General features: G+C 55.6%; 22 protein-coding genes. 13 read left to right on the top strand and 9 right to left on the bottom strand.

What is annotated here, in order from left to right; all coding sequences use genetic code 11:
• Nucleotides 1-8: 8 nt before the first annotated feature.
• From VIJ98_RS14100 to VIJ98_RS14085, 4 genes are read right to left on the bottom strand one after another with little or no spacing between them, the layout of a single operon-like run.
• Complete coding sequence (locus VIJ98_RS14100) at nucleotides 9-998, bottom strand: ABC transporter permease (protein WP_323274540.1); 990 nt, start codon at nucleotides 996-998, stop codon at nucleotides 9-11.
• Nucleotides 991-2496 carry a sugar ABC transporter ATP-binding protein gene (locus VIJ98_RS14095; protein WP_154155987.1) on the bottom strand — a complete coding sequence of 502 codons (1506 nt, stop codon included), beginning with the start codon at nucleotides 2494-2496 and terminating at the stop codon, nucleotides 991-993. The genes VIJ98_RS14100 and VIJ98_RS14095 overlap by 8 nt, the downstream gene beginning before the upstream one ends.
• A gap of 2 nt (nucleotides 2497-2498) precedes the next feature.
• Nucleotides 2499-3482: a substrate-binding domain-containing protein gene (locus tag VIJ98_RS14090; protein ID WP_061717926.1), complete on the bottom strand. Its 984-nt coding sequence runs from the start codon at nucleotides 3480-3482 to the stop codon at nucleotides 2499-2501.
• Between the two features lie 12 nt (nucleotides 3483-3494).
• A complete protein-coding gene (locus tag VIJ98_RS14085; protein ID WP_154190452.1) occupies nucleotides 3495-4325 on the bottom strand; it encodes a DeoR/GlpR family DNA-binding transcription regulator in 831 nt (276 codons plus the stop codon).
• 490 nt (nucleotides 4326-4815) lie between these two features.
• On the opposite strand from VIJ98_RS14085, the gene VIJ98_RS14080 reads away from it, so the two are divergent.
• Complete coding sequence (locus VIJ98_RS14080) at nucleotides 4816-5889, top strand: DUF1176 domain-containing protein (RefSeq protein ID WP_154181589.1); 1074 nt, start codon at nucleotides 4816-4818, stop codon at nucleotides 5887-5889.
• A gap of 40 nt (nucleotides 5890-5929) precedes the next feature.
• On the opposite strand, the gene ampH is transcribed toward VIJ98_RS14080, so the two are convergent.
• The 3 genes from ampH to tal all read right to left on the bottom strand — a co-directional run bounded on the left by ampH (nucleotide 5930) and on the right by tal (nucleotide 10275).
• The gene (ampH, locus tag VIJ98_RS14075; protein WP_008107847.1) at nucleotides 5930-7099 is read right to left on the bottom strand and encodes a D-alanyl-D-alanine-carboxypeptidase/endopeptidase AmpH; all 1170 of its coding nucleotides are present in this window, start codon (nucleotides 7097-7099) and stop codon (nucleotides 5930-5932) included.
• 146 nt (nucleotides 7100-7245) lie between these two features.
• A complete protein-coding gene (tkt, locus tag VIJ98_RS14070) occupies nucleotides 7246-9255 on the bottom strand; it encodes a transketolase (RefSeq protein WP_323274537.1) in 2010 nt (669 codons plus the stop codon).
• Nucleotides 9256-9324: 69 nt separating this feature from the next.
• On the bottom strand, nucleotides 9325-10275 hold the full coding sequence (gene tal / locus VIJ98_RS14065; RefSeq protein WP_008107843.1) for a transaldolase: 951 nt from the start codon (nucleotides 10273-10275) through the stop codon (nucleotides 9325-9327).
• A 341-nt stretch (nucleotides 10276-10616) separates the two neighbouring features.
• Between tal and maeB the strand changes: the two genes are divergently transcribed.
• Nucleotides 10617-12896 carry an NADP-dependent oxaloacetate-decarboxylating malate dehydrogenase gene (maeB, locus tag VIJ98_RS14060; RefSeq protein ID WP_179449950.1) on the top strand — a complete coding sequence of 760 codons (2280 nt, stop codon included), beginning with the start codon at nucleotides 10617-10619 and terminating at the stop codon, nucleotides 12894-12896.
• A gap of 39 nt (nucleotides 12897-12935) precedes the next feature.
• Here maeB and hemF read toward each other — a convergent pair whose 3' ends face one another.
• Both hemF and amiA read right to left on the bottom strand, forming a co-directional pair.
• Complete coding sequence (gene hemF, locus VIJ98_RS14055) at nucleotides 12936-13847, bottom strand: oxygen-dependent coproporphyrinogen oxidase (protein WP_154155736.1); 912 nt, start codon at nucleotides 13845-13847, stop codon at nucleotides 12936-12938.
• 48 nt (nucleotides 13848-13895) lie between these two features.
• Nucleotides 13896-14753, bottom strand: coding sequence for an N-acetylmuramoyl-L-alanine amidase AmiA (gene amiA, locus VIJ98_RS14050; RefSeq protein WP_008107837.1), 858 nt, complete (start codon nucleotides 14751-14753; stop codon nucleotides 13896-13898).
• Between the two features lie 211 nt (nucleotides 14754-14964).
• Between amiA and VIJ98_RS14045 the strand changes: the two genes are divergently transcribed.
• The 11 genes from VIJ98_RS14045 to VIJ98_RS13995 all read left to right on the top strand — a co-directional run bounded on the left by VIJ98_RS14045 (nucleotide 14965) and on the right by VIJ98_RS13995 (nucleotide 24750).
• Nucleotides 14965-15390, top strand: a complete 426-nt coding sequence (locus VIJ98_RS14045; protein WP_007889032.1) for a GNAT family acetyltransferase — start codon at nucleotides 14965-14967, stop codon at nucleotides 15388-15390.
• Entirely contained in the window at nucleotides 15390-15851 is a 462-nt protein-coding gene (locus VIJ98_RS14040; protein WP_258143722.1) for a DUF2919 domain-containing protein, read from the top strand. Before VIJ98_RS14045 ends, VIJ98_RS14040 begins: the two co-directional genes overlap by 1 nt.
• Nucleotides 15852-15914: 63 nt before the next feature.
• Complete coding sequence (locus VIJ98_RS14035) at nucleotides 15915-16535, top strand: RpoE-regulated lipoprotein (protein ID WP_323274533.1); 621 nt, start codon at nucleotides 15915-15917, stop codon at nucleotides 16533-16535.
• 102 nt (nucleotides 16536-16637) lie between these two features.
• On the top strand, nucleotides 16638-17534 hold the full coding sequence (locus VIJ98_RS14030; RefSeq protein ID WP_323274531.1) for a Dyp-type peroxidase: 897 nt from the start codon (nucleotides 16638-16640) through the stop codon (nucleotides 17532-17534).
• 249 nt (nucleotides 17535-17783) lie between these two features.
• On the top strand, nucleotides 17784-18800 hold the full coding sequence (locus VIJ98_RS14025; RefSeq protein ID WP_008107829.1) for a sulfate ABC transporter substrate-binding protein: 1017 nt from the start codon (nucleotides 17784-17786) through the stop codon (nucleotides 18798-18800).
• Nucleotides 18800-19633, top strand: a complete 834-nt coding sequence (gene cysT, locus VIJ98_RS14020; RefSeq protein WP_008107816.1) for a sulfate/thiosulfate ABC transporter permease CysT — start codon at nucleotides 18800-18802, stop codon at nucleotides 19631-19633. The genes VIJ98_RS14025 and cysT overlap by 1 nt, the downstream gene beginning before the upstream one ends.
• Nucleotides 19633-20505, top strand: a complete 873-nt coding sequence (gene cysW, locus VIJ98_RS14015; RefSeq protein ID WP_008107814.1) for a sulfate/thiosulfate ABC transporter permease CysW — start codon at nucleotides 19633-19635, stop codon at nucleotides 20503-20505. The genes cysT and cysW overlap by 1 nt, the downstream gene beginning before the upstream one ends.
• Nucleotides 20495-21583: a sulfate/thiosulfate ABC transporter ATP-binding protein CysA gene (gene cysA / locus VIJ98_RS14010; RefSeq protein ID WP_008107812.1), complete on the top strand. Its 1089-nt coding sequence runs from the start codon at nucleotides 20495-20497 to the stop codon at nucleotides 21581-21583. The genes cysW and cysA overlap by 11 nt, the downstream gene beginning before the upstream one ends.
• Nucleotides 21584-21655: 72 nt before the next feature.
• Nucleotides 21656-22537, top strand: coding sequence for a cysteine synthase CysM (gene cysM / locus VIJ98_RS14005; RefSeq protein ID WP_323274528.1), 882 nt, complete (start codon nucleotides 21656-21658; stop codon nucleotides 22535-22537).
• A gap of 177 nt (nucleotides 22538-22714) precedes the next feature.
• Nucleotides 22715-23395, top strand: a complete 681-nt coding sequence (locus VIJ98_RS14000; RefSeq protein WP_008107810.1) for a response regulator transcription factor — start codon at nucleotides 22715-22717, stop codon at nucleotides 23393-23395.
• Nucleotides 23392-24750, top strand: a complete 1359-nt coding sequence (locus VIJ98_RS13995; protein WP_154155748.1) for an ATP-binding protein — start codon at nucleotides 23392-23394, stop codon at nucleotides 24748-24750. The genes VIJ98_RS14000 and VIJ98_RS13995 overlap by 4 nt, the downstream gene beginning before the upstream one ends.
• The last annotated feature ends 12 nt before the right edge of the window (nucleotides 24751-24762 follow it).

The raw sequence follows: 24762 nt of genomic DNA, 5'->3' as shown, positions 1-24762 counted from the left end.
GCCTTCCGTTAGACGAAACTGACATCAGTTTCTTTACGTTTTTTGTAGTGAGTCACGGCGATAGCCACCATGATCACGCCGCCCACCACGATGTTCATGAAGTAGTTGGAGACGCCAATCAGGTTGAGGCCGTTCTTCAGGATGGCGATGAGGAACACGCCCATTAAGGTGCCGCTCACCGTGCCTTTGCCGCCCATCAGGCTGGCACCGCCCAGCACCGTGGCCGCCAGCACATCCAGCTCGCCGCCGACCAGCGCATTCGGCACCACTTCACCCATGCGATAGACCTGCACCAAGCCGCCAATCGCCGCCATCGCACCCAGCCAGCCGTAAGCAAAGACATGAATCAGACCGACGCGAATACCGATGCGGCGCGCCGATTCCGCATCGCCGCCCACCGCATACAGCTGGCGGCCAAGATTGGTTTTGTTCAGCAGCAGCGCGGTAAGTCCGGCAATCACCAGCATGGTCACCAGCGGCAATCCAATCTGGAAGCTGTTGCCTTGCCAGCTGAACGGCAGCACGCTGCGCAGCGTGATCCACCAATCCGGCAACGAATAGAGGCTTTTGCCACCGGTCACCCACATCAGCAGACCAAACAGCAGCGACTGCATGCTGATGGTGATGATGATCGACACCACGCGCAGTGAGGTAATCAGCAGGGCGTTGATTACGCCAAACAGCGTGCCGCACACCACCGCCAGCAGAATGCTGAGCAGGGCGTTATCAAACTGGAACTGCACAAACAGCGAGGCGATCAGGTATTGCACCACCGACGCCACCGCAGCAAAGGAGATATCGATGCCGCCGGTCACCAGCACCACAAACAGGCCGAGGGCAAAGATGCCGGTCACGGCGTAGCTTTCAGCCAGATCCAGCAGGTTTTGCACCGTCAGGAACTGGTCGCTGGCGGCAGAGAAAAACACGATGAACGCCAGCAAAACCCAGGCAAGCCAGCCCTGGCTGGAGCTCGGACGTAAACGAGAAAAATCAGGCATTGATCACCTCCGCCAGCTGCTGTTGCTCAACGGTATCGGGTTGGTATTCGGCATGAACGGTGCCATCACGGAAGTGCAGGATGCGGTCGCAGTTGTACCAAACCTCGGGCACTTCGTCGGAAATCAGGATGATCGACAAACCTTCCTTCGCCAGCAGATGAATCAGCTGATAGATGCTGGCTTTAGCGCCGACATCCACGCCAACCGTGGGCGAATCGAGGATCAGGATGCGCGGCTGGGTCAGCACCCATTTCGCCAGCACGATTTTCTGCTGGTTGCCGCCGGAGAGCGTGGAGATCGCCAGGTTGGGATCGGCAACGCGCACGCCAAGCTGCTGAATCCACTGCAGGATCAGCTTGTTCTTGCGGTATTCGTCAATCAGGTGGAAACGGTTTTGTAGTTTGTCGAGGATCGGCAGCACCATGTTGTCGGCCACCGATTGCTGCTGGACTAAGCCCAGCGTTAAGCGATCTTCAGAGACGTAGCCGATACCGGCTTTGATCGCGTCCTCGTGTCCACGGAAGCGCACCGGTTTGCTGTCGAGCCAGATCTTGCCGCTGTCCGGTTTGGTCATGCCAAACAGCGATAGCGCCAGTTCGGTGCGGCCAGAGCCCAGCAGGCCGCACAGGCCCAGTACTTCGCCCTGATAGAGTTTGAAATTAACGTCGTGATATTGTCCGGCGCGCGTCAGTTTTTCGACTTCGAGGATCAGGCGGTCGTCATTGCGCGTCGGCGTTTTTAACTGGTAGTCGAGCTTCAGGCCGGTCATCAGTTCGGTCAGATGGTGCGGCGTCATCTCTTTGGCGGGCCAGCAGCCCATTTTGCGGCCGTCGCGAATCACCGTCACGCGATCAGAGATTTCCAGCACTTCATCCAGACGATGGCTGACAAACACCACGCAGATGTTTTTGTCTTTGAGGTAACGCACGGTGCGCAGCAACTGATTTACTTCGGTGCGCGTCAGCGACGCCGTCGGTTCATCCATGATTACCAGCCGCGCATCGGCGACCAGCGCACGGCAAATCGCTACCTGCTGGCGGGCGGCAATCGACAGCGATGCCACTTTCTCATCGAGGTCGAGGTCAAATTTCAGTTCATCAATGATGCGCTGCGCCGATTCACGCAGTTTGGCTTTGCGGTGCCAGCCGAGCAGGCTACTCAGGTTGTGCTCGAAGGCGATGTTTTCCGCCACGCTGAGATTAGGGAACAGCGACAGATCCTGATAGATCACCTGGATGCCGAAGTCACGCGCCTGACGTGTGGTCAGACGCGGGAAGCTTGGGCCTTCGCCCAGCGTGATGCGGCTGCCGCTATCCGGGGCGTGCACCCCGGAAATGACTTTGATTAAGGTGCTCTTGCCACAGCCGTTGGTGCCAGCGAGACAGTGCACTTCGCCAGCCAGTAAGGTCAGCGAGATATCGCTCAGTGCGCGGTTGCCACCAAATGTTTTCGACAGGTTGTCGAGCGCAATCAGCGTCTGTGGGATCACCTCTTTCATCATTACAGCCCCATTTTCACCAGTTTTGGCAGGTTCTCTTTGTCCAGGCTTTCGGTGTTGTTACCGAGGATGGTGTGGGTCGCCTCGTCAACTTTCACTTTGCCCAAACCCTCGATGGTCATTCCGTCGGTGATTGGCTCTTTCTTCTGCATCATGTCGGCGATACGCACGAACACTTCGCCAGCGGTCTGCGGATTCCAGATGTAGCCGCCTTTGATTGCGCCGCGCTGCACCAGTGACGCGCCCTGACCAGGACTGAAGGCGCCAATCACGCACACCTGATCCATCTTGTTACGGTTCATCACCGCACGACCGGCGCCAATCGGACCTTGTGAACCAAAGGCCATAATCCCTTTCAAATCCGGGTACTTGGACATCAGCTCATTGGTAGTACGAATCGAGTCATCCAGTGATTCGCCGACGCCAAACTTGTCGGTTACCATCTGCATCTTCGGATAGTGTTCTTTCTGGTAATTCAGCGCCGCATCGGTCCACTGCTGATGCAATGGCACGGTCAGGCTGCCGACATACATGGCGTATTTGCCCTCTTCATGCATGCACTTCGCCAGCGCTTTCATATGGTTGATGCCGTGCGTTGGCGCATCCACCAGTTCGAAGTCCCAGTTGGCGCCTTTCTGATCCGGCGATTCGTGGGTGATGACTTCAATGCCAGCATCACGGGCGCGCTTCAGCACCGGCTCCAGCACTTTCGGGTCATTCGGCACCACGCCAATGATGTCGACCTTCTGGGCGATCAAATCTTCGATAGCACGCACCTGCAGAGCCGGATCGGCCGCCGTTGGGCCCACCATCCACGCGTCAATGCCGCGTTTCGCCGCTTCACTCTTGATGCCCGCTTCCATGGCGTTGAACCACGGAATACCGCCAATTTTCACCACGATGCCCATGCGTAATTTGTCAGCAGCGTGCGCGCCGGAGGCGGCAAACAGGGCGAGCAGAGAACAGGCGATAAGATGTTTTTTCATAAAGACTCCGATTTAATTTTTTATTAGCTGCATAGAATGGCTGCGCTGGGAGCAATCAATAATATTGACGCCGTTCCACGCTAATTCTTGTTCCAGCTCTTTGTCTTTTAATTGGTCAGTAATGAGAAAGTCCACATCGCGATAATGACAAATACGCGCGAATGAGGGCCGAAGGAATTTACTTCCGTCCAGCAACAGATGTTTTCTTTCCGCTGCTAATAACATTTGCTGTTTTAAATGTGCGTTGTTTTCGTTACCTTCGCGTAAATAACCGTCATTGCCTAAACTGCTACAGGAAAAAAAGATCTTATTAATCTGAAATTCCCTGAGCGGTTGCTCGGCGACTACGCCGTGGAAATCTTCATAACGGTCAGAATATTCTCCCCCCAGACAGATAGTGCGGATGCTGCCGCGTGCCGCAAGGGTTTGCACAATCCTGATGGAGTTGGTTAATACCGTTAATTCAATATCCGGGAGCTGTCGCGCTAAATACCAGCAAGTGGTGCTGCTATCGAGTAATATACAATCGCCGGGGCTAATGAAATCGAGTGCGCGTTTGGCAATAGCCATCTTGGCATCAACGTGTTCATTTATTCTCTGGCGGAAAGATAATTCATACTCGTTAACGCCTCTTGTATTTCCCTGAATGTTAGCGGCCTGTCGTTTTGCTGGTACCGCACCACCGTGACTGCGTTGTAACAGACCACGTTTCTCCAGCTGGGTTAAATCACGCCGAATGGTTTCTTGTGAAACCTGACATAACGTGACTAATTCAGCGACAATGACCCGACCATTTACATTTAATTCGTCAATAATTCGCTGCTGTCTTTCAATCGGCAACATAACTAACCTCCGATGGATATAAATTACTGGATAGCGCATTTGGAAAGTGTGGGCTGCGCACGAGTCCACAGTCACCAAAACGCCTTAGCTGATTAGAGTGATATGGATCTGTCTTTAATGTAAATGAGATGTCTGGTTATCAAAATTACGTGATGTACTTCACATAAATGCGCCTGATGTCGCGAAATCCGCGCTCTACGCGCGTTGCATAGCCGCAACATGGATTTAACCTAGCATGACTGTTTATGACCGTTTGTGTGTATTTGACCGTTTTGTGATGCGTCAACAAGAGTGCGACGAATCCGATTGAGCAGGAATCGGTCAAAACGGATGATGAGCCATTGCGTTATCCAATACCCGATTGCCACAAGGTGATGTCTTTTTCAGCGGTTGACCCCGCTTTTAGGGCCGGCTCACAGTTTAGGCCTGCTGACAGCGTTCCCGTTGCGCTATTATTTTCTTTCCAGGAATTTGGGGACCGATTTTTTTGATGTCGTATTGGATGAAGTTACTGCTTTTATTGCCCTTTCTTTTTGTCGCGTGCGTACAGGCTCAGCCACTGCAAAAGTCATTTTCTGACTGGCAACTGACCTGTAACAATGCGGCTTTTTGCGTGGCACGCAGTTTTCCCGGTGACAACGGCTTAGTGATGACGATCTCACGTCATGCTGGCGTCAACGATCGCCCCTTGTTGCGCATTGATTACGGCAGCGCCTACAGCGGTGAGCTGCCGGGCGGCCCGCTCAAGGATAACCTGCTACTCGACCAACGCCGTCTGACGCCGGATCTCAAACACTGGACGGTGGAACCGCACCATCTGGCGACCAGCAATGCTATCGCCATCGACGAGTTCCTGGCGCAGACGCTGGATGCGCAGAATCTGCAACTGACCTATAAAGCCAACGCCACCATTCCGCTCAGCGGCATGAAGGCAGCGTTACTGTTGATGGATGACGTGCAGGGGCGCGTTAACGGTGCCAGCGCCTGGGTAAAACGTGGCGACCGCGTGCAGTGGGATGTGCCGCCGCAGCCCGCATTGCCGGCGTTACCTGCGCCTTTACCGTCGCCGCCACCGCTGACGCAGGAAGAGACCAGCGGTTTGATTGATTTTGGTACCTGGCGGGTAAATACCGATAACTGCTCGCTCGATCCGCTGCGGCGTGAAGTAAGTGTTTCACCGCTAACCGATAGCAAAGCGCTGCTGCTGATTAGCTGTGAAACCGGTGCTTATAACGTTATCGATCTGGCATTTGAAGTGACGCGTGATGCGCCTTATGTGTCGCGTGGTTTGAGCTTAACGCTGCCGTTTACCCCAGCATCACGCAGCGATAATCAGCTGGAGTTGGTGAACGCCGAATTCGATGCCAGCCATGGATTGCTCTACACCTTCAGTAAAGGACGGGGATTGGGTGATTGCGGCGTGGCGACGCGCTGGCAGTATGACGGCAACGAATTTGTGCTGGCGGAGTATGCGGAGGAGAAGACCTGCGATGCGTGGCACAGCAGTGAAGACTGGCCAACGTTGTGGGTTACCGAATCGCAGAATCCGGTGCAGTCGCGTTAATCCGTAGGGTCGCCATTAATGGCGACCTTCGCCCATATGATTAACGAATCGCTTGCACCGTCATCGGTGAACCCGACTGATTGCCCACCAGCTCGGTCAGCATATTATTCACGCCATCACTCATCGGGGTGAAACGCGTTAACGGCGAGCGCGTGACAACCACAAACACACCAACGTTGTGCTGCGGCACCATCGCCATATAGGTAATGAAACCGCCGCCGCCGCCGGTTTTCTGAATAATCCCCGGACGACCTTCCTTCGGCCCCATATAAACCCAACCCATGCCCAGCGCATCGGCGCGGCCCGGCACATCCATGCCTTCCACTTTGGTTAGCTGGTCGCGGCGGTAGATCAGCGTTTGCAGGCGATCAATTTGCGGCGTGCGGTGATTCACCGCCGAGTTGAGGAACTGCTGCATCCAGCGGCCCATATCGTCTGGCGTTGAGTAAACGCCGCCGCTGCCGATAGCCGCCAGCGTGTTGTTACACGGACTGGCGCCTTTCTCCGCAATCATCAGGCGCTGACACTGATCCGGTGACGGCGTGAAAGTGGTGTCTTTCATGCCCAACGGACGCGTTATCAACTGCTGAAACAGCGCCGGATACGGCATGCCCGCCGCTTTGGCGAGTGCATCGCTCAGCAGATCAAAGCCAAGATTGGAATAGGCTGCATTGGTGCCCGGCGCGGCTTTTAATGCGGCGCCGCTCAGCCATTGCCAGCGATCGGACTTGGTCGGCCAGACAAACACCGGACGATGCGGTTTACCGCCGGGCTGCTCGCGCGGCAGGCCGCTGGTATGCGTGGAGAGGTTAATCAGGCGAATTGGCTGGCCGTTATAGCTCGGCACGCGCGCGCCAGGCGGCGCGTATTTGCTCAGCGGATCGTCAAGACGCAGCTGACCGCGCTCGGCCATCTTCACCATCACTTCGCTGGTCATCAGCTTGCTGAGCGAGGCAATACGAATCACCGAATCGGGCTGCGGACGCACGTTGTTGCCGGGGCGCGTATCACCAAAGCTGGCGAAAACCCGCTGATTGCCATCAATCGCCACCAGCGCCATGCCGGTTGCGCCGCTGCCATAGAAAATGTGCTCGGCGTAGCGATCAACAATTTGCGATGCCAACAGTGGATCGGGCGATGACTGCGCCATGCTTTTTAATGGAAGCACTGAAACCATTAAGGCCAGTAAAAAAGGAGTACGTTTTTTCAACGGGAAAGCGTCCGCTATGAGAATCGGAGGAAAGCTTATAGTAATCAGTTTGAGCGAGGCGTGAAGGGGGCAGGGCGGATTTTTTTCTGTATCAGGCTGTGATCAAAAAATGGCCCTTACGCCAAAAAGACGCAGGGCCAGATCGATTAGTGCGGCTTGAGTAATGCTTCGGTATGGCTAACGATGTTCTCGACGGTGAAACCGAATTCCGGGAACAGTTTGCCGGCCGGAGCTGACTCACCAAAGGTGGTCATACCGACAATCGCGCCGTCCAGCCCGACATACTTGTACCAGTAATCAGCGATACCGGCTTCGACCGCCACGCGCGCTTTCACGCCAGATGGCAGCACCGATTCGCGATAAGCGGCATCCTGCTTATCAAACACGTCGGTACTCGGCAGCGACACTACGCGAATTTTGTGGCCGTTGGCGGTGAGTTTTTCCGCTGCGCCGAGCGCGATTTCAATCTCTGAACCGGTGGCGATAATGATCGCTTCCGGTGTGCCCGCGCTATCTTTCAGCACGTAACCACCGCGCGCGATATTCGCCACTTGTTGCTTATCACGCTCCGGCTGCAACAGATTCTGACGCGACAGAATCAGCGCGGTTGGCCCGTGATGGCGCTCAACGGCGGCTTTCCAGGCTACAGCGGTTTCTACCTGATCGCATGGACGCCACAAGCTGAGGTTTGGCGTGACGCGCAGGCCGGCAATTTGCTCAACCGGCTGGTGCGTCGGGCCATCTTCGCCAAGGCCGATGGAGTCATGTGTATACACCAGCACCTGACGCGCCTTCATCAGTGCCGCCATGCGCACCGCGTTACGCGCATACTCGACGAACATCAGGAAGGTGGCGGTGTAAGGCACGAATCCGCCGTGCGTGGCGATGCCGTTGCCAATCGCCGTCATACCAAATTCACGCACACCGTAGTGAATATAGTTACCGGCGAGATCATCTTTGATCGATTTCGAACCTGACCAAATAGTGAGGTTGCTCGGTGCCAAATCCGCCGAACCACCGAGGAATTCCGGCAGCAGTTTGCCATACACTTCCAGCGTATTTTGCGAGGCTTTACGGCTGGCGATTTTTTGCGGATTAGCCTGCAACTGTTCAATAAATTTCTGGGTTTCAGTTTCCCAATTTACCGGCATTTCACCACTCACGCGGCGGCTGAATTCCTCTGCCAGTTGCGGATGGGCAGCTTTGTAGGCGGCAAATTTCTCATCCCAGGATTTTTCACGCTGGCTGCCGGCTTCTTTGGCATCCCATTGCTGATAAATCTCTTTAGGGATTTCAAATGCAGGGTATTTCCAGCCGAGTTTCTGTCGCGTCAGCGCCACTTCCTCTTCGCCCAGCGCTGCGCCGTGCGACTCTTCTTTACCAGCTTTATTCGGCGAACCGAAACCAATCACTGTGCGGCAGATGATCAACGATGGCTTATCGGTGACGCTTTGCGCTTCCTTGATCGCCGCCGCAATGGCTTCTGGATCGTGGCCATCAATACCTTCTGCGCTGCCGATCACATGCCAGTTATAGGCTTCGAAGCGTTTATGGGTATCGTCTGTGAACCAGCCTTCGGTTTCACCATCAATCGAGATACCGTTGTGGTCGTAGAAACCAATCAGCTTGCCAAGACCGAGCGTACCGGCCAGCGAGCTCACTTCGTGCGAGATGCCTTCCATCAAACAGCCATCGCCCATAAACACGTAGGTGTAATGGTCAACGATATCGTGATCGGGTTGGTTAAACTGCGCCGCCAGCGTGCGCTCGGCAATCGCCATGCCCACGGCATTGGCTAAACCCTGGCCGAGCGGACCGGTGGTGGTTTCGATGCCTGGCGTGTAACCGAGTTCCGGGTGACCTGGCGTTTTGGAATGCAACTGGCGGAAGTTTTTCAGCTCTTCCATCGGCAGATCGTAACCGGTGAGATGCAGCAAACTGTATTGCAGCATCGAACCGTGACCGTTGGAAAGAATAAAGCGGTCGCGATCAATCCATGCCGGATTATTGGGATTATGGTGGAGGAAATCGCGCCATAAAACTTCGGCGATATCGGCCATGCCCATCGGCATGCCGGGATGTCCGGAATTTGCTTTTTGTACCGCATCCATGCTGAGTGCACGAATCGCGTTAGCCAACTCTCTGCGTGAAGACATAAGGTTCTCCCTTGTGATTTGGCGATAGCGGATGAGCCAATGCCCACCCGCCATAAGAGTGATTGCGGATTACAGACGAGAAGAGAGCACGTCTTCCAGCTTCTGCTGGTCGATGGCGAACTGACGGATGCCGTCTGACAGTTTTTCTACCGCCATCGGATCCTGATTGTGTTCCCAGCGGAATTCCGCTTCAGACAGTGAAGCCGGCTGATGGAAGCCTTCGGTAGATGGCTCCAGCTTACGTTCCAGCGGCGCATCGCTGTTGGCCAGCTCTTCCAGCAGGTTAGGGGAAATGGTCAGACGGTCGCAGCCGGCCAGCGCCTGAATCTGTTCCACTTTACGGAAGCTGGCACCCATGATGACGGTGCTATAACGGTGTTTCTTGTAGTAATCGTAGATACGACGCACAGATTTCACGCCCGGATCTTCATCAACCACATACGGGTCGATCGGTTTGCGTGAGTTGTACCAGTCATAAATACGACCAACAAACGGCGAGATCAGGAACACACCGGCTTCAGCACAGGCACGCGCCTGAGCGAAGGAGAACAGCAGCGTCAGGTTGCACTGAATACCGTTTTTTTCCAGCTCCTCGGCGGCTTTGATGCCTTCCCAGGTCGAAGCCAGTTTGATCAGAATGCGTGAGCGGTCGATGCCGTACTCTTCGTACAGACGTACCAGCTTCTCGGCTTTGGTAACGCACATGCCACGATCGAAGGAGAGGCGCGCATCCACTTCGGTCGAAACACGGCCCGGTACGCTCTTCAGAATTTCCATACCGAGGTTGATCGCCACTTTGTCGCTGGCGTTAATGATTTGCGTCTCTTTGCTGCCGCCCTGTTTTTTTGCGTAGTCGATGGCGTCATCAATCAGATGTTTGTATGCGTCGAGACCGGCGGCTTTCAGAATCAATGATGGGTTGGTGGTAGCATCTTCCGGGTGGTAATGGCGAATGGATTCGATATCGCCGCTGTCCGCCACCACGGTGGTGTACTGTTTCAATGCATCTAGCTGGTTCATCACTTAACTCCTTGATTAGCAATAATGTGGGCAAAGGTGTTGCACCCATTCCTGTTAAGTATTGGTCCAACACAGTGCTACAGACGTTGCACGAAGAAAATGCGTTTTCTCTGATTGTGACGTCGTGGCGCTTAAGAGGTGCGATAGTGAAAGGAGGTCTAGCCTAAACGGTTCAGCTACGCTTTTTGCCATCAATAAGAATAGCAGGCTGTGCCGATCCCGCAGGCGAAGCGGTGGCAATCTGTGCCTTTCAGACTGTGCGTTCTTTGAGCGCCTTCACCCTCTTTTGTGCCGCACATTCCTATACTGAACGCTCACTTAGCTGCGCCAAAGGATGCCTAATGGACGATCAACTCAAGCAAAGCGCTCTCGATTTTCACCAATTCCCCACGCCCGGAAAAATTCAGGTTTCACCTACCAAACCGTTAGCCACACAGCGCGATCTGGCGCTGGCCTATTCGCCCGGCGTCGCCGCGCCTTGTCTGGAAATTGCCGCCGATCCGCTTGCGGCGCGCAAATACACCGCGCGCGGTAATCTGGTGGCGGTGATCTCTAACGGCACGGCGGTGCTGGGATTGGGCAATATTGGCGCGCTGGCGAGTAAGCCGGTGATGGAAGGGAAGGGCGTGCTGTTTAAAAAGTTCGCTGGCATTGACGTATTTGATATCGAAATCGATGAGCGCGATCCCGATAAGTTGATAGAGGTGATTGCCGCGCTGGAACCCACTTTTGGCGGCATCAACCTGGAAGATATCAAAGCGCCCGAGTGCTTCTATATTGAGCAACAGCTGCGTGAGCGCATGCAGATTCCGGTGTTCCACGACGATCAGCACGGCACGGCGATCATCTGTACTGCGGCGGTGCTCAACGGCTTAACCATCGTCAAAAAAGCCATCAGCGATGTGCGGCTGGTGGTTTCAGGCGCGGGTGCTTCGGCGATTGCCTGCCTGAATCTGCTGGTGGCGCTCGGCATGCAGCAGCACAACATTGTGGTGTGCGATTCCAAAGGTGTGATCTATCGCGATCGCGAGCCGAATATGACGCCGACCAAAGCTGCGTATGCAGTAGACGACAGCGGCGCACGCACGCTGGACGAGGTGATTAGCGGCGCGGATATCTTCCTCGGCTGTTCTGGCCCCAAAGCATTGACGCCGGAGATGGTGCAGAAGATGGCGCAGGATCCGCTGATTCTGGCGCTGGCCAATCCCGAGCCGGAAATCATGCCGCCGCTGGCCAAACAGGTGCGGCCCGACGCAATTATCTGTACCGGCCGCTCTGATTTCCCCAATCAGGTGAACAACGTACTGTGTTTCCCGTTTATCTTTCGTGGCGCGCTGGATGTAGGTGCCACGGCGATCAATGAAGAGATGAAGCTCGCGGCGGTACATGCGATTGCGGCGCTGGCGCAGGCGGAACAGAGCGATGTGGTGGCATCGGCATATGACGATCAGGATCTGAGCTTTGGCCCGGAATACCTGATCCCGAAACCTTTCGATCCGCGCTTGATTGTGCAGATCGCGCCAGCGGTAGCAAAAGCGGCGATGGAATCGGGCGTCGCCACGCGACCAATTGAAGATTTTGATGCCTATCGCGAGCAGCTCACCGAGTTCGTCTACAAAACCAACCTGTTTATGAAACCGATCTTCTCGCAGGCGCGTAAAGATCCGAAACGCGTGGTGCTGGCGGAAGGCGAAGAGGTGCGCGTGCTGCATGCCACGCAGGAGCTGGTGACGCTGGGGCTGGCGAGGCCGATTCTGATTGGCCGCCCGAACGTCATCGCTATGCGTCTGCAAAAGCAGGGTTTAAAGATCGAGGCGGGTAAAGATTTTGAGATCGTTAATAACGAGTCCGATCCGCGTTTCAAAGAGTACTGGAATGAGTATTACCAGATCATGAAACGGCGCGGCGTGACGCCGGAAACCGCCCAGCGCGCGGTGATCGGCAATCCTACGTTGATTGGCGCAATCATGGTGCATCGCGGCGAGGCTGACGCGCTGATCTGCGGCACCATCGGCGATTATCAGGAACATTACGACGTGGTGGAGAAAGTGTTTGGGCTGCGTGAGGACGTGAAGGTGGCAGGCGCGATGAATGCGCTGCTGCTGCCGAGCGGCAACACTTTTATCGCCGACACCTACGTTAATGAAGATCCCAGCGCGGAACAGCTGGCGGATATCACGCTGCTGGCGGCGGAAACGGTGCGACGCTTCGGCATTGAACCACGCGTGGCGCTACTGTCACACTCCAGCTTTGGCACCTCGAATGCGCCGGGCGCGCGCAAAATGCGCGAAGTGCTGGCGCTGATTCAGCAACGCGCCCCGGATCTGGAGATCGACGGCGAGATGCATGGAGATGCGGCGCTGGTAGAGAGTATTCGCCGTGAACTGATGCCGGACAGCCCGCTAAAAGGCACCGCGAATTTGCTGATTATGCCGAACGTCGAAGCGGCGCGTATCAGCTATAACCTGCTGCGCGTCTCCTGCTCCGAAGGTGTCACGGTGGGACCTGTGTTGATGGGGATCAGCAAACCGGTGCATGTGCTGACGCGCATCGCCTCGGTGCGGCGCATTGTGAATATGGTGGCGTTAGCGGTGGTGGAGGCGCAGACAGAACCGTTATAGAACCATCAAAAAGGTCGCCATGAATGGCGACCCTACGGGTTATTTGAGCCAATCTTTGACTGGCAGGAAATCGCGATACAGCGCGGCTTCGGGGGAGTCGGCTGCTGGCTGATAATCGTATTCCCAGCGCACCAGCGGTGGCATCGACATCAAAATGGATTCAGTGCGGCCGCCGGTTTGCAGGCCAAACAGCGTGCCGCGATCCCACACCAGATTGAACTCGACGTAGCGACCACGACGGTAAAGCTGGAACTGGCGCTCGCGATCGCCCCACGGCAGCGCCTTGCGCCTGGCCACAATCGGAAGATAGGCGTTGGCGAAACCGTTACCGACCGCCTGCATGAAATCGAAGCAGTAATCGAAATCGGGCGTGTTCAGATCGTCATAGAACAGGCCGCCGATGCCGCGCTGCTCGTCGCGATGCTTGAGATAGAAGTAATCGTCGCACCACTTTTTGTAGCGCGGATAAACCTCTTCACCAAACGGCTGGCACAGATCGTGTGCGGTTTGATGCCAGTGCAGCGCATCCTCTTCGAAGCCGTAGTAAGGCGTGAGATCAAAACCGCCGCCAAACCACCACACCGGATCGGCTCCCGGTTTTTCCGCAATAAAGAAGCGCACGTTGGCGTGGCTGGTTGGCACGTAAGGATTGGACGGATGTACCACCAGCGACACGCCCATCGCTTCAAAGCTGCGGCCAGCCAGTTCGGGACGATGTGCGGTAGCGGAAGCCGGCATTTGATCTCCGTGCACGTGCGAGAAGTTAACGCCAGCTTGTTCAAATACCGCGCCATCACGCAAGACGCGACTGCGTCCGCCGCCGCCGCCGGGACGTTGCCACTCATCTTCGGCAAAGCTCGCCTTGCCATCTTCCGCCGCTAATTGGGCGCAAATATCATCTTGCAGCGCCAGCAAAAAGGCTTTGACGCGGGAAATATCGGGATTGCTCATCAGTCACTCGTTCCGGAAATTTGCCGCGATTCTACCACAGGATAAAGGCTATGCTTCGCGACGATCGACCTCATCAAAGTAGCGGGCGATGCCGTCGGCAATGGCGCTGGCAATTTTCTGGCGGAACGCCTGCGTGCCGAGCAACTGCTCTTCACGCGGATTGGTAATGAAGGAGGTTTCCACCAGCACCGACGGAATCGACGGCGATTTCAGCACTGCAAACGCGGCCTGCTCGGTGTGCTGACTGTGCAGATGATGCACCGGGCGAATTTGATCCAGCACGTGCTTGCCGAGCGTCAGGCTGTTGCGGATGGTATCGGTCTGCACCAGATCGAACAGAATCTGGTTGAGGTAATGATCTTTATCCTGCACCTCGGCGCCGCCCACTTTGTCGGCGTCGTTTTCACGCTGCGACAGGTAACGCGCCATCGCGCTGCTGGCACCGCGATTGGAAAGGGCAAATACCGATGCACCGTTAGCATCCGGGCTGGTGTAGCCGTCGGCGTGAATCGACATAAACAGGTTAGCGCCGTGCTGATGGGCAATTTCAACGCGCTGATAGAGCGGAATAAAGTGGTCGCTGTCGCGCGTCAGGCGCACTTCGATGCGCGGATGCGACTGCAGCAGCGTCTTCACGGTGTTAGCGATCGCCAGCACGATGTGTTTCTCTTCTGAACCCTCTTCGCCGACAGCGCCGGAATCGATGCCGCCGTGGCCGGGATCGATCATCACGATGCGTTTGCCGTTGCTGGCGGGTTTCGGTGGCGTATGGCGCGGACTGACGCGCAAATCGCTGTTCTGTTCTTTGGCCTGTACCGCGCGCGGTGACAACACCGCCAGCGCTAAACCGGAAAGTATCAGTTGGCGACGATTGGTAAGGCGCTTAAGCAGTGAAATCTTCTTCATTTACGGGTCCATGGCAGGTAAATCCTGCCCAGTGTTATAGCGTAACAATTGCCAGGCGGCGACCTCGTAACTATTTCAAGTGTTTACTTTCTATTGCAACTGACTAACAACGATGTCGCGCTTTTTTTGCCCCGTTGTCACGCGTGAGGGTTGCGCCTGGCAAAGAATGCGTGATAATCAGCGAATTGTGCCTAACAGCAGGGTAACGTCGATGGAAATCCGTTCTTTCCGCCAGGAAGATTTTGAAGAAGTGATCACGCTCTGGGAGCGTTGCGATTTGTTACGCCCATGGAACGATCCCGAGCTGGACATCGAACGCAAAATGAACCACGACCCGGAACTGTTTCTGGTTGCGGAAGTGGGTGGCGAAGTGGTCGGTACGGTGATGGGCGGCTATGACGGTCATCGTGGTTCCGTTTACTATCTGGCGGTGCATCCTGATTATCAGGGCCGTGGCTTTGCCAATGCGTTGATGAATCGTCTTGAGAAGAAGCTGATTGCGCGCGGTTGTCCAAAAATTAATTTGATGGTGCGCGAAGAGAACGATCAGGTGGTGGCATTCTATGAAAAGCTTGAGTACGAGCCGGTGGATTCACTGCTGCTGGGCAAGCGTTTGATTGAAGATCGCGAGTATTAATGGTCGCTTTGAAATACCTTCCCGAAGAGTACGATGCGAAAGGGCAGCTGCGGCTGCCGTTTCTTTTCTGGCTGATCCTGTTATTGCAGGCGCGCACCTGGCTGCTGCTGGTGATGGCGGGCGCATCGCGTCAGCAGGGCAATGATTTGCTGGCGCTGTTCTATCCCGATCGCCAAAGCTTCTGGCTGGGACTGGCGTTAGGCATTCCGGCGGCGATTGGCTTGTTGCTGACCGGCTATCGTCAGCGCTGGCCGCGCCTGTGGCAAAGCTGGCGCCATGTATTGAGCGCATCGTTACTCATCAGCCTGCTGTGGCAAGGTTACAGCCTGCTGCAAGGCGCCTTTCCCGACTCGCCGCTGCCGCTGTTATTGACGCTGTTTGACCTGCTGGCATTGTTCTGGCTGCAAACGCAACCTCGTCTGCGCGACTGCTTTCTGCCGGAACATCAGCACATCGAATAAACTTTTTGCCGGTTTGCGACTCCAACAGGCACGCCAATCGGCTTAGCAGATCAAGGAGTTTTCATGAAAGTTGTTCGTCACGCACTGCTGGTTAGCAGCATGATTTTGGCCGGCTGCGCCAGTTCGGGTTCATCTGGCAGCGCGAGCGATAGCGAAAGCCATTGGTACAATCCGCTGAGCTATCACTGGTCAGCGCTCAATCCGCTCGGCTGGTTTGGTGGATCGCTGGAGGTCACCGAGCAAGGCGTTGCGGGCCTGACGAGCACCACTTCAATGTCGCAAGACGCCATCAATAAAGCCTTGAACGGCGATTACAAACTGCGTCAGGGTATGCGCACGCAGAATGGTCAGGTGGTGGATTTCTGGCAGGCGCTGGATGGCGACAAGGTTAAATTGGTGATTAACGGCAGCACCAGCGTTGAGCGCATTGAAGTGCAGGATGCCGATGCCAAAGCGGCGGACGGCAGCAAGATTGGCGATCTGTTCAGCGCGAAGTTCAGCAAAGCCTTTAATAACTGCAAAATGGTCACCGGTCTCGATGCACGTGATGTTGAATGCCGCGCGCCGGGCAGCCAGCACATCTCCTACATCTACAGTGGTGAGTGGCATGGTCCGGAAGGCTTGATGCCGTCGGACGATACCCTGAAAAGCTGGAAAATCAGCAAGATTGTCTGGCAGCGTTAAACAAGATAAAACTTGCTTAAACACCCGCTCAAAGTGTGTGGCTTTCCGGTATGATACGGGCGAAAAAAACATCGTCTAACTTTCATGCCGGAGAGCAGTTCAATGTCTCAGTTTCAGAGCGGGATCCTGTTGGAACACCGCCGTTTCGCCATTTGGCTCGAAGCCCGCGTCACGGGCGATCTTGACGCGCTGCGCCAGGGCAGCAAATCCTTCCTGCAGCAGCTTGAAGTGCTGCAAAGCAAATTCAGTGATGCCGGATTGGGCGCGGTGATCGCCTTTGGCGATGCGCTGTGGCGCGATCTGCAAGGCAACGCTTCTGCACCTGAACTCAAAGCGTTTGCGCCCCTCGGTAACGGCATTGCGCCTGCTACGCAGCGTGATTTGCTGATCCATATTCAATCTCAACGACACGACGTGAACTTCGCGCTGGCTCAGGCAGTACTCAGCGCCTTTGCCGCTGCCGTCAATATCGAAGAAGAGACACACGGCTTCCGCTGGATTGAAGACCGCGATCTGTCGGGCTTTGTCGATGGCACGGAAAACCCGCAGGGCGAAGCGCGTAAGGATGTGGCGATTATCAGCGTAGGCGCGGATGCGGGCGGCAGCTATGTGTTTACCCAACGTTGGGAGCATAACCTCAAGCTGTGGAATCGTATGGCAGTAGAGAAGCAGGAAGCGATTATTGGTCGTACCAAAGAGACGGATGAAGAGCTGCCGGGCGATCAGCGTCCTGCTACTTCGCATCTCAGCCGTGTCGATCTGAAAGAAGAGGGCAAAGGGCTGAAGATTCTGCGCCAAAGCCTGCCGTACGGCAGCGCCAGCGGTACGCATGGGCTGTACTTCATTTCTTATTGTCATCGCCTCTATAACATTGAGCAACAGCTGCTGAGCATGTTCGGCGAGCGCGACGGCAAAATGGACGCGATGCTGCGCTTCACTAAACCGGTGAGTGGTAGCTATTTCTTTGCGCCGTCATTGGATGTGCTGACAGCGTTGTAATTAAGCGAGGTCGCCATAAATGGCGACCCTACGGTGTGAGATTTCGTTGGGTCGCCATTTATGGCGACCTGGCCAAAACGCCGCACAATTCAATCCCACTCACCGCATAAACTCTCCCGCCGTCTTATGCCTTTTTAGACTTTGAAATCCCTAAACGATATATAAAACCGTTACAGCTTTCCCCTGAGTTATAAATACACTGACAGCATCTAATGGCATTGGCTTAACTGCCGTCTTTCAGGGTGCAGCATGACACTTCCGATTTCGAAAAAATGGCTTGGCGGTATCGCGCTGTCGTGTGCTTTAGCCAGTGCGGCGCAAGCAACTGAGTTGCTGAATAGCTCCTACGACGTTTCGCGCGAACTGTTTGTTGCCCTGAATGCACCCTTTGAAAAGCAATGGGACGCTGCGCATCCCAATGACAAGCTGACCATCAAGCAGTCGCACGCCGGTTCTTCTAAGCAGGCGCTGGCAATTCTGCAAGGTCTGCGCGCCGATGTGGTGACCTACAATCAGGTTACTGATGTGCAGGTGCTGCATGACAAAGGCCAACTGATTCCCGCTGACTGGCAACAACGTCTGCCAAACAGCAGCTCACCGTTTTACTCCACCATGGCGTTTCTGGTGCGCAAAGGTAACCCGAAGCAGATTCACAGCTGGGCTGATCTGGCACGCGATAACGTGAAGCTGATTTTCCCGAATCCTAAAACGTCCGGTAACGGGCGTTATACCTATCTTGCCGCGTGGGGCGCAGCCGATCAGGCCGATGGCAAAGATATAGCCAAAACTGAAGCCTTTATGGCGAAGTTCCTGAAGAACGTTGAAGTTTTTGATACCGGCGGTCGCGGCGCTACCACTACGTTTGCCGAGCGCGGCCTCGGCGATGTGCTGATCAGCTTTGAATCGGAAGTGAATAACATCCGTAATCAGTACGGCAAAGACCAATACGAAGTGATCGTGCCAAAAACCAATATCCTGGCGGAGTTCCCAGTGGCGTGGGTCGACAAAAATGTCGAGCACAACGGCACTACAGACGCGGCCAAAGCCTACCTTAATTATCTCTACACGCCTGAAGCGCAGAAAATTATCACCAGTTACTACTATCGCGTGAACAATCCGCAGTTGATGGCGGAGCAGAAAGATCGCTTCCCACAAACTGAACTGTTCAACGTCAAAGATGCCTTTGGCGGCTGGGACAACGTGATGAAAGTCCATTTCGCCAGTGACGGTGAGCTGGATAAATTACTGGCAGCGGGGCGCGGTTAATGTTTGCGCTTGCTCAAAAACGTGTCTTGCCGGGCTTTGGATTGAGCCTCGGCACCAGCTTACTGTTCACCTGCCTGATTCTGCTGCTGCCGATCAGTGCTTTGCTGATGCAGCTGTCGCAGATGACGCTGGCGCAATACTGGGCGGTGATTACCCATCCTCAGCTAATTGCCGCGTATAAAGTGACGATTCTGGCGGCGGGCGTGGCTTCGCTGTTCAATGCGGTATTCGGCATGCTGATGGCGTGGATTCTGACGCGCTATCGCTTTCCAGGACGCACGCTGCTGGATGGTTTGATGGATCTGCCGTTTGCGCTGCCAACCGCTGTTGCGGGCTTAACGCTGGCAGGCCTGTTCTCGGTCAACGGCTGGTACGGCCAGTGGCTGGCGCATTTTGATATCAAAGTCTCTTACACCTGGCTCGGTATCGCCGTGGCGATGGCCTTTACCAGCATCCCGTTTGTGGTGCGTACCGTGCAGCCGGTGCTGGAAGAGTTAGGCCCGGAATATGAAGAAGCTGCGGAAACCCTCGGCGCTACGCGCTGGCAGAGCTTCCGTCGCGTGGTGCTGCCAGAAGTGGCGCCGGCGTTATTGGCGGGGACCGCGCTGTCGTTTACCCGCAGCATCGGTGAGTTCGGCGCAGTGATCTTTATCGCCGGTAACATTGCGTGGAAAACCGAAGTGACCTCGCTGATGATTTTCGTGCGTCTGCAGGAGTTTGATTATCCGGCGGCGAGCGCCATCGCTTCAGTGATCATGGCCGCTTCCTTATTGCTGCTGTTCGCGATTAACACCTTGCAGAGCCGCTTTGGCCGTCGCTTAGGAGGCCACTGATGGCGGAGATTTCACACATTAATCACGCTGACCGCCAGCCAATCAACTGGGGCAAGTGGCTGCTGATTGGCATCGGCGCGCTGGTTTCCATCCTGCTGCTGGTGGTGCCGATGGTTTCCATCTTCTGGGAAGCGCTCAACCAGGGTTTGGTTGCCTCGCTGAATAACCTGAAAGATGGTGACATGCTGCACGCCATTTGGCTGACGCTGTTAGTGGCGCTGATTACCGTGCCGGTCAACATGGTGTTCGGTACGCTGCTGGCGTGGCTGGTGACGCGCTTTACTTTCCCCGGCCGCCAACTGCTGTTGACGCTGTTTGATATCCCCTTTGCGGTGTCGCCGGTAGTTGCCGGTTTGATGTATCTGCTGTTCTGGGGCGTTAACGGTCCTGCTGGCGGCTGGCTGGATGCGCACAATATTCAGATTATGTTCTCCTGGCCGGGCATGGTGCTGGCTACCATCTTCGTTACCTGTCCGTTTGTGGTGCGTGAATTGGTGCCGGTGATGCTGAGCCAGGGCAGCCATGAAGATGAAGCGGCGGTGCTGCTCGGCGCATCAGGCTGGCAGATGTTCCGCCGCGTGACGTTGCCGAATATCCGCTGGGCGCTGATGTATGGTGTGGTGCTGACCAACGCGCGCGCGATTGGTGAATTTGGTGCGGTCTCGGTGGTTTCGGGATCGATTCGCGGCGAAACCTATACTTTGCCGCTTCAGGTTGAATTACTGCATCAGGATTACAACACCGTGGGCGCCTTTACCGCCGCCGCGCTGCTGACCCTGATGGCAATTGTAACGCTGTTTCTGAAAAGCGTGGTGCAGTGGCGATTAGAGCATCAGCAGAAGCGCCTACAGGAGGAAAATCATGAGCATTGAGATTAAACAAATCAACAAATCGTTTGACCGCACGTCGGTTCTGAACGACATCTCTCTGGATATTCCTTCCGGCAAGATGGTGGGGCTGCTGGGGCCGTCCGGTTCCGGTAAAACAACGCTGCTGCGTATCATTGCTGGGCTTGAACATCAGAACAGCGGACAAATCCATTTCAATGGCAAAGACGTCAGCCGCATCCATGCGCGCGATCGTCAGGTTGGATTTGTATTCCAGCACTATGCGCTGTTCCGCCACATGACGGTGTTCGACAACATCGCCTTTGGCCTGACGGTGCTGCCACGTCGCGAACGTCCGAGTGCTGCTGAGATCAAACAGCGCGTTACGCGTCTGCTTGAGATGGTACAACTTTCCCATCTTGGCAACCGCTTCCCGGCGCAGTTGTCAGGTGGACAGAAACAGCGTGTGGCGTTAGCGCGAGCGTTGGCGGTAGAACCGCAAATTTTGCTGCTGGATGAGCCGTTTGGCGCGCTTGATGCGCAGGTGCGTAAAGAGCTGCGTCGCTGGTTGCGTCAGTTGCATGAAGAGTTGAAATTCACCAGCGTGTTCGTGACCCACGATCAGGAAGAAGCGATGGAAGTGGCGGACACCGTGGTGGTGATGAGCCAGGGCAACATCGAACAGGTTGGCACACCAGATGACGTGTGGCGCGACCCGGCGACGCGCTTTGTGCTCGAATTCCTCGGTGAAGTGAATCGCTTTGCAGGCGAAGTGCACGGCTCGCAGTTCCATGTTGCCGCACATCGCTGGCCGCTGGGCTACACGCCAGCGCATCAGGGCGAAGTTGAGCTGTTCCTGCGTCCGTGGGAAATCGATATTTCACGCCAGAGCAGTCTGGAAACGCCTTTGCCGGTGCAGGTGCTGGAGATCAGCCCGCGTGGTCACTTCTGGCAATTGGTGGTGCAGCCGAGCGGCTGGCAAGGCGACGTGTTCTCGGTGGTGTTTGATGGCGACCATAACGCGCCGATTCGCGGTGAACGCCTGTTCGTTGGCCTGCAACAGGCGCGAATTTACCATGGCACTACGCCGCTGCGCCCGGTTGCCTTTGCCGAGAGCGCCTGATATTTTTGACACTCCTTCGGGCGGGACTTTCCCGCCCGTTTTATTTGCACTTCTTTCGTCTGGAATCAAACCGTGACCACACTGGAAAATACCATCGGCAATACGCCGTTGATTAAGTTGCAGCGCCTGACGCCTGACAACGGCAGCGAGATCTGGCTAAAGCTGGAAGGCAACAATCCAGCTGGTTCCGTGAAAGATCGTGCGGCCTGGTCGATGATTCATCAGGCGGAGTTGCGCGGTGATATCAAGCCGGGTGATACCTTGATTGAAGCCACCAGCGGCAATACCGGCATTGCGCTGGCGATGATCGCTGCGATGAAAGGCTACAAGCTGCGCCTGTTGATGCCCGATAACATGAGTCAGGAGCGTCAGGACGCGATGCGTGCTTACGGTGCTGAGTTGCTGCTGGTGACGCGCGAGCAGGGTATGGAAGGGGCGCGCGATTTGGCGCAGGCGATGGCCGATCGTGGCGAAGGGCGCGTGCTGGATCAGTTTAACAATCCCGATAATCCGCTGGGTCATTATCTCACCACTGGCCCGGAAATCTGGCAGCAAACCGCTGGCCGCATGACGCATTTTGTCTCCAGCATGGGCACCACCGGCACCATCACCGGCGTTGGACGTTACCTGAAAGAGTTCGCGCCTGCGGTGCAGGTGATTGGCCTGCAGCCGCAAGAGGGCAGTAGCATTCCCGGCATACGTCGCTGGCCCGAAGCCTATCTGCCCGGCATTTTCCGGCCGGAGCTGGTGGATGAGGTGATCGACATGGCGCAGCGCGAAGCGGAAGAGACCATGCGCGCGCTGGCACAGCGTGAAGGGATTTTCTGTGGCGTTAGCTCTGGCGGCGCGGTGGCAGGCGCATTGCGTATCGCGACGGCTCTGCCAGGCAGCGTGGTGGTGGCAATTGTTTGCGATCGTGGCGACCGCTATCTCTCCACCGGCGTTTTCCATTGAGTGATTTTCCCCGCATTTAATTTGGCCTATGCATACCTTTTAAGTATGACTGGGCCATTTTTGTCTATAGTTCCCCTAATAATCGTCTAGCGTAAGCACTGTAAGGATCGCGTAAAACCGGCTGCGCTTGCGGCGGAGTCAGGACAAAATAGCGGCAATTTTGTACGAGAGATAAAAATGAAAATCCTGCTGGTAGATGATGATGTAGAGCTTGGCACCATGCTGAGCCAATACCTGATTGCGGAAGGCTTTGAAACGCAATTGGTTTTAACCGGAAGCGCCGGTGTTGAAGGTGCGCTGTCGGGTAATTATACCGCGATGATTCTCGACATCATGTTGCCTGATATGAGCGGCATCGATGTGCTGCGTCAGGTGCGCCAAAACAGCCGCTTGCCGGTGATTATGCTGACGGCGAAAGGCGACAACATTGATCGTGTTATCGGACTTGAAATGGGCGCGGATGATTACATGCCGAAACCGTGCTATCCGCGTGAGCTGGTGGCCCGCCTGCGTGCCGTGCTGCGTCGCTTTGAAGATCAAACTCCGCTGCCGGATAAGAAAGAGCTGCTGCGCTGGGGCGATCTGAGCCTTAATCCTGCGACACGTATCACCGAATGGCAGGGCAAAGCGTTTGACCTGACGGCTTCAGAATTCAATCTGCTGGATCTGCTGCTGCGTGCGCCGGACCGCGTGGTATCGAAAGATGAGCTGTCGGAAAAAGGCCTTGGCCGTCCGCGTGAAGCTTATGATCGTAGCGTTGATGTGCATATCAGCAACATCCGTCAAAAGCTGGCTGCGTTAACCGCCGACAGCGTCAACATTGAAACTGTGCGCAGTATTGGTTATCGCATTCGATGAAACACAGCTATCGCGGCCGCATGTTCTGGAAGATTTTGCTCGGCTTCTGGATTGTGTTTGTCATCATCAGCCAGCTGCTGTGGCTGGGCTTTACGCTCTCCGGTAATCGACATGAGCCGCCCGAGATTGTCGCGATTCGCCGTATCGTTAATCTGCAAATGGCTTCTGCCGTCTCAGTGCTGGAACGCGGCGGGCTGAGCTCGCTGGATGACATGATGGCGGACTGGGAGCCGAACGATCGTCAGTTTTTCTCCGTCATTCAGCATGATAAACCCGTTACCACGCCGGGCGATGCGCCACCGGAAACCTTTAGCGCTCCGTTTCATGGGCCTTTTCCCAATGTGATTGTGCGTTGGGTAAAAGGGCAGGATGGTAAACAGTATGAGTTGCGTTATGACGTTAAAGGCCTGCGTGAAGATAGCTCGATGGGCGGCGGACCGCGTCGCATCCTGAATATCCCAGAACCGATGTTTACCTTCGCCGGCGCGCTGGGGCTGCTGTTTAGCCTGCTGCTGGCGTGGAACCTGACGCGGCCGATGCGGCAGCTGCGCGAGGGCTTTGCGCGCGTCTCCAGCGGTGATTTGTCGGTGCGGCTCTATCCGGTGATGCGTAAACGCCATGATGAGCTGTCAAACGTTGCGCAGGATTTTGATGCGATGGTAGAGCGCCTCGATACGCTGGTGAAAGCGCGTGAGGAGCTGCTGCATGACATCTCCCACGAGCTGCGTTCACCTCTGGCACGCTTGCAGCTGGCGACCGGATTAGCGCGGCAGACACCGGAATCTGTGGAATCCTCACTCAATCGTATTGATGAGGAGGCCCGACGCCTCGACAAGATGATTGGCGAACTGCTGACGCTTTCGCGTGCTGAACACGAGAGTATGCCGGGCGAACAGTATTTCGACCTTACCGGCCTGCTGCATGCGGTGGTGACTGATGTGCGCTACGAGGCGCAAATTCCTGGCGTAAAAGTCGATTTTCAGGTTGATGAGAATGCGGATTACACCGTTCATGGCAATGCAGAGCTGATTCGCCGTGGCGTGGAGAATGTGCTGCGCAATGCGCTGCGTTTCTCGCATAAAGGTCAGCACATCAATGTGCGCCTGCAGGCGGAGAATCAGTGGCTGGCGATTAGCGTTCGCGATCAAGGACCGGGCGTTGACGAAGAGAAGCTCTCAAGCATCTTCGATCCTTTTGTCCGCGTGAATTCTCCGCTAATGGGCAAAGGCTACGGTTTGGGGCTATCGATTGTGCGCAAGGTGATTCTGGCGCATCACGGAGAAGTGCAGGCGGTAAATCGCCCGGAAGGCGGGTTGGAGCTCACGTTAAGGTTGCCGCGCTGGAAGCAGGAATGAGGCTTGGTGTGG

The organism is Pantoea sp. S18 (assembly GCF_045689705.1).
GTDB classification, from domain to species: Bacteria; Pseudomonadota; Gammaproteobacteria; order Enterobacterales; family Enterobacteriaceae; genus Pantoea; species Pantoea symbiotica.
The sequence above is the reverse complement of the archived record's forward strand: the minus strand, read 5'-3'. Positions and strand labels throughout refer to the sequence as shown.